Origin of the sequence: Micropruina sp. (assembly GCF_027492755.1) — a bacterium.
In the GTDB taxonomy this organism is placed as follows: domain Bacteria; phylum Actinomycetota; class Actinomycetes; order Propionibacteriales; family Propionibacteriaceae; genus Micropruina.
Window position 1 is genome coordinate 1 of record NZ_JAPUED010000247.1, and the last position, 4,795, is coordinate 4,795.

Below are 4,795 nucleotides of genomic sequence, written 5' to 3' on the forward strand. Positions count from 1 at the left end.
ACGCCAAGCTGACCAACACCGCCGACCTGATCCGGCTGATCATCCGCGACGAGGCGGTGCACGGCTACTACATCGGCTACAAGTACCAGGTGGCCTTGCGCGAGGCGTCCCAGGCTCGGCGTGATGAGCTGAAGGACTACACCTTCGACCTGCTCTACGAGCTGTACGACAACGAAGAGAACTACACCGAGGACCTCTACGACCCGCTCGGCCAGACCGAGGACGTCAAGATGTTCCTCCGTTACAACGCCAACAAGGCGCTGATGAACCTCGGCTACGAGCCGCTGTTCCCCAAGCAGGCCACCGCGGTCTCCCCCGCCATCCTGGCGGCCCTGTCGCCCAACGCGGACGAGAACCACGACTTCTTCTCCGGCTCCGGCTCGTCGTACGTGATGGGCAAGGCGGTGAACACCGAGGACTCCGACTGGGACTTCTGAGCTTCCACGCCCGCCGCGGATGACCCGGAGCACCCGTGGACGCCGATTGTGGCGTCCACGGCGATCCGCATAGACTGTTTTTAGTTGAAACGTCTAATTTCAGGAGTTGCTTCGTTCGTGGGCAAGATCGTGTTCATCGACTTCGACGGAACCATCGCCGACCGAGGAGCAATTCCTCCCGCCCACGCCGAGGCGGTTCGCGAAGCCCGAGACCGCGGCCACCGCGTCGTGCTGTGCACGGGCCGCCCGCGATCCCTGGTCAGTGACGAGGTGCGGGCTCTCTTCGACGGCATGGTCGGCGCCGCCGGCGGCTACATCGAGGTGGACGGCGAAGTGCTGTCCGACCAGCGCTTCCCCACCGAGCTCGGGGCCCAGGTGGTGTCCGTGCTCGATGCGCACGACGTCGCCTACATCCTGGAAGCTCCGGACGCCGTGCACGCGCGACCCGCCACCCGCGAGCGGATCGCCGCACTGCTGCAGGTGGACCGCGGCGACGATGCTGCGACCGGACGCACCGGCGTGGACATTCTCGACGCGCTCCACGTCGCCGACGACCTGACGGCGGTCTCGTTCAGCAAGGCCGCCTGCTTCGACGCGAATCTGCCCATGGCGGACGTCGCGCGCCATCTTCCGACCGGGGTCGGGTTCCTGCCGAGTTCGCTGGAACTCGGCGAGCGGGCCGGTGAGCTCTACCTGGCGGAGGTGAACAAGTCGGTCGGGATGAAGCTCACCGCCCGCCACTTCGGTGCCGACGAGGCTGATGTGGTGGCCATCGGCGACGGCTACAACGACCTGGAGATGCTGCGCGACGCCGCCACCGCGGTCGTCATCGAAGGCGCTCCCGAGCCGGTGCTGGCCGTGGCCGACCTGGTGGTGCCGCCGCCGGAGCGGGCCGGGCTCGTCGAAGCCTTCGCCCGCCTCGGGCTCACCGCCTGATCCCGGCCCTCTAGTTTCGGCGCAACGTGCCGAGCCGGCGGACGGCCTCGTCCAGCACTTCGTCACGCTTGCAGTAGGCGAACCGGACGAGGTGACGTGCGCCGTCCGGGTTGTCGTAGAACACCTGCATCGGCACCGCGACCACGCCGCACAGTTCAGGCAGGGCACGGCACAGTTCGTAGCCGTCGGGGTAGCCGAGGCTGCGCGAGTCGGCGACGACGAAGTAGGTGCCTCGCGGCCGGAAGGTCGCGATGCCTGCCCTGGTGAGTCCGTCGATCAGCCGGTCGCGTTTGTCCTGCATGGCGGTCCGGAAGCCGTCGAAGTAGCTGTCGGGCAACTGCAGCGCTTCGGCGATCGCCGGCTGGAACGGTGCCCCGTTGACGTAGGTGAGGAACTGCTTGGCGGCCCGGACGGCGGCGACCAGCTCGTCCGGACCGGTGGCCCAGCCGATCTTCCAACCCGTTGCTGAGAACGTCTTGCCGGCCGACGACAAGGTGACGGTGCGTTCGGCCATGCCCGGCAGGGTGCTCAGCGGCAAATGGCCGACGCCGTCATAGGTCAGGTGCTCGTAGACCTCGTCGGTGACCACCAGCACGTCGTGTCGCACGGCAAGCTCGGCCACGAAGGCCAGATCGTCGGCGCCCAGCACCGCACCGGTCGGATTGTGCGGCGAGTTGATCAGCAACAGTCTGGTCCGGGGAGTGAGGGCGGCGGCGAACGCTTCGCGGGGCAGGGCGAAATCCGGCGGTTCCAACCGAATCGGACGGCGTACCCCGCCGGCCAGGGCGATGGTTGCGGCGTAGGAGTCGTAGTAGGGCTCAAGCAGAACCACCTCGTCACCGGGTTCGAGCAGGCCCAGCATGGCGGCCGCGATGCCCTCGGTCGCTCCGGCGGTGACCAAGACCTGGCTGTCCGGGTCGAGTTCGATGCCGTAGAAGCGTTGCTGATGTGCCGCGATGGCTGATCGCAGCATTGGGTCACCGGATCCGGGCGGGTACTGGTTGACGCCGTCGGCGATCGCCTGCTGCGCCCGTTGGAGCATGCTGTCGGGACCGTCGAAGTCGGGGAAGCCCTGCCCCAGGTTGACCGAGGCGGTGCGCATGGCCAGTGCCGACATCTCCGCGAAGATGGTCGAGGTGAACCCGTCCAGCGCCCGGTTGAGTGGTCGTCGGCTCATGCTCGACACCCTAGTGCCGCGTCCACCCGTCGATGACGTCAGGCGCTGCGCACCAGCCGGCGAGTGTCGGAGTGCGGCTGGACGGTCGGCGCGTGCATCCGTCGGCTGAAGGCGCGGGCCGGACGCAACTGCAGGCTGCCGCCACAGTTGGGACAGCCCCCGCCGGGAAACGTGGCGGCGCAGGACGCACACCAGGTGCATTCGAATGAACAGATGTAGACGCGGTGGTCTCCGGCCGCAAGCTCGCGGCCGCAGCATTCACAGCTGCGTCGGTAATCCAGCATGGTTGCCATCCCTTCGTGCTGGCGCTCCCCCCTTGATCGGGGCGGCGTCACCACACGACCGCACTCCACAGCGAGCAGGCTCACGGCGGGTGAAGGCAAATGGCGAAATAGCCGCCACTGGCCGAATCGCCCCATCCCCCCTTGATGTGGTGCGATTCGGTCAACGGCGTCTTGTATGTCCCCCCGACACCGGTCACTGTATCGAGATGTCGCTGTCGCATCAGTCACCCGCGCGAGTGACAGCGGGACGCGGCAGACGCCAGCCGGCGACACCGTGTTCGACCAGGCCGCGGTCACAGATCCTGTCGAGGATGCCGAGACAGGTGCCCAGAGGCAGGCCGGCCCGCAAGGTCACCTCGCCGGCGTCGATCTCGCCACGGGCCGGAATCGCTTCGTAGACCGCCAGTTCGTCGGCACTGAGTTCGTCGAGCACACGGTGCTGATCGGGACGGGCGGCACTCAGCCGACCGAGCGGCCCGACCAACTCGAGCACGTCCGGCACCCCCGTACAGAGCACCGCCTCGGCGTCGCGGATCAACCGGTGCGGCGTGGTCGAGGTCGCACTGTGCACCGGACCCGGCACGGCCAGCACCACCCGGCCGCAGGCATTCGCCCAGCTCACCGTGTTGCGTGCCCCGCTGCGCCAGGCGGCCTCGACGATGATCGTGGCCGGGCACAGTGCGGCGATCAGCCGATTGCGCGAGAGAAACCGGGCCCGGGTCGGGTGCTCGCCGGGCGGCAACTCGCTGACCAGCAGCCCCTGACCGGCGACCCGCTGCAGCAGCGTGGCGTTGCCCGGCGGATACGGCTTGTCCAGGCCGCCGGCCATCACCGCGACCGTCGGTGCGCCACCGGCCAACGCCCCGGCATGTGCGGCGGCGTCGATGCCGTAGGCTCCCCCGCTGACCACACTCACACCATGGCCACCCAGGCCGGCGGCCAGGTCGGAGGCCACCGATTCGCCGTAGGCCGTCGCGGCTCGCGACCCGACGATGGCGACGGCACGGTCGGACACTTGGGCAAGGTTCACGTCGCCCTTCACCCACAACCCGAACGGCATGCCGTTCATCTCCTGCACCGGTTCGCAGGTGGCGAGGACTCCCAGCGAGGCCGGCCATTCGTCGTCGCCGGGGATCACGAACCTGAGTCGGTTGCGTCGGGTGGCTCTCCGGACGGCGTCCAGGTCAAGGGCCCGCGCCCGTTGCGCCCATCGGGAGCGCGACGCGCGGCTGCGGAGCCCTTCCAGCACCGCGGCCGGCCCGTGCTCGGCGACCGCTGCCGTCACCGCGGTACTGGCCGGCTCGACCACGCAGCACAACGCCATCCGTGCCTCACGCTCGTCCACTGCCGACTCCTCCGAGCTCGAGCCCGTGGCGCATCGCCAGGGCGGTGTGCAGATGGTCGCGGTCCGGACGGTCGGCCCGTGCCAGATCGGCGACTGTCCAGGACAGCCGAAGCACCTTGTCGACGCCGCGGGCCGAGAGCCGTCCGCGGGCGACCGCGTCGTCGAGCAGGTCGATGCCGTCCGGCAAGGGCAGCAGGCGTCGCAACGCCGCACCCGGTACCTCGCCGTTGGTTCGCCAGCCGTGCTCAGCGAGGCGATGCCGTTGCCGCTCACGCGCCTCGGCCACCCGCGTGGCGACCGCGGCGGACGGCTCACCTCCACCGAGTGCGGCCTTCAGGTAGCTGCGCGACATCGGTCGCAACTGATGCCGGATGTCGATGCGGTCGAGGATCGGGCCGGAGATCCGCTCGCCGTAGCGGCGGACAGCCATCGGGGCACATCGGCACTGCGCGCCCGGGGTACCCGCGTTGCCGCACGGACAAGGGTTGGAAGCCAGGACGAGCTGAAAGCTCGCCGGATAGGTAGCTTGCGCGGCCGCCCGGCCGAGCACCACCCGGCCGGACTCCAGCGGCACCCGCAATGCCTCCAACACCCTCGGCGGAAATTCCGGGGCTTC

At 69.0% G+C, this 4,795-nt stretch carries 6 protein-coding genes; 2 read left to right on the top strand and 4 right to left on the bottom strand.

Annotated features, from left to right (window positions below):
- Both Q0066_RS16655 and Q0066_RS16660 read left to right on the top strand, forming a co-directional pair.
- Window positions 1-437, top strand: a 437-nt coding sequence (locus Q0066_RS16655) for a ribonucleotide-diphosphate reductase subunit beta (RefSeq protein ID WP_298135039.1), incomplete at its 5' end; no start/stop codon positions are given.
- Between the two features lie 117 nt (window positions 438-554).
- On the top strand, window positions 555-1,373 hold the full coding sequence (locus tag Q0066_RS16660) for an HAD family hydrolase (protein WP_298135041.1): 819 nt from the start codon (window positions 555-557) through the stop codon (window positions 1,371-1,373).
- Between the two features lie 10 nt (window positions 1,374-1,383).
- Here Q0066_RS16660 and Q0066_RS16665 read toward each other — a convergent pair whose 3' ends face one another.
- From Q0066_RS16665 to Q0066_RS16675, 4 genes are all read right to left on the bottom strand, one after another.
- Entirely contained in the window at window positions 1,384-2,550 is a 1,167-nt protein-coding gene (locus Q0066_RS16665) for a pyridoxal phosphate-dependent aminotransferase (RefSeq protein ID WP_298135043.1), read from the bottom strand.
- Between the two features lie 38 nt (window positions 2,551-2,588).
- Complete coding sequence (locus tag Q0066_RS17600; RefSeq protein ID WP_366521547.1) at window positions 2,589-2,969, bottom strand: DUF1272 domain-containing protein; 381 nt, start codon at window positions 2,967-2,969, stop codon at window positions 2,589-2,591.
- Window positions 2,970-3,054: 85 nt separating this feature from the next.
- On the bottom strand, window positions 3,055-4,179 hold the full coding sequence (dprA, locus tag Q0066_RS16670) for a DNA-processing protein DprA (protein ID WP_298135044.1): 1,125 nt from the start codon (window positions 4,177-4,179) through the stop codon (window positions 3,055-3,057).
- Window positions 4,166-4,795, bottom strand: a 630-nt coding sequence (locus Q0066_RS16675; RefSeq protein WP_298135045.1) for an ATP-binding protein, incomplete at its 5' end; no start/stop codon positions are given. The genes dprA and Q0066_RS16675, both read right to left, overlap by 14 nt.

Bases quoted from the DNA above. Each gene is read 5' to 3' on its own strand.
- Q0066_RS16665 (WP_298135043.1), bottom strand. From the start codon at position 2,550: ATGAGCCGACGACCACTCAACCGGGCGCTGGACGGGTTCACCTCGACC.
- Q0066_RS17600 (WP_366521547.1), bottom strand. From the start codon at position 2,969: ATGGGGCGATTCGGCCAGTGGCGGCTATTTCGCCATTTGCCTTCACCC.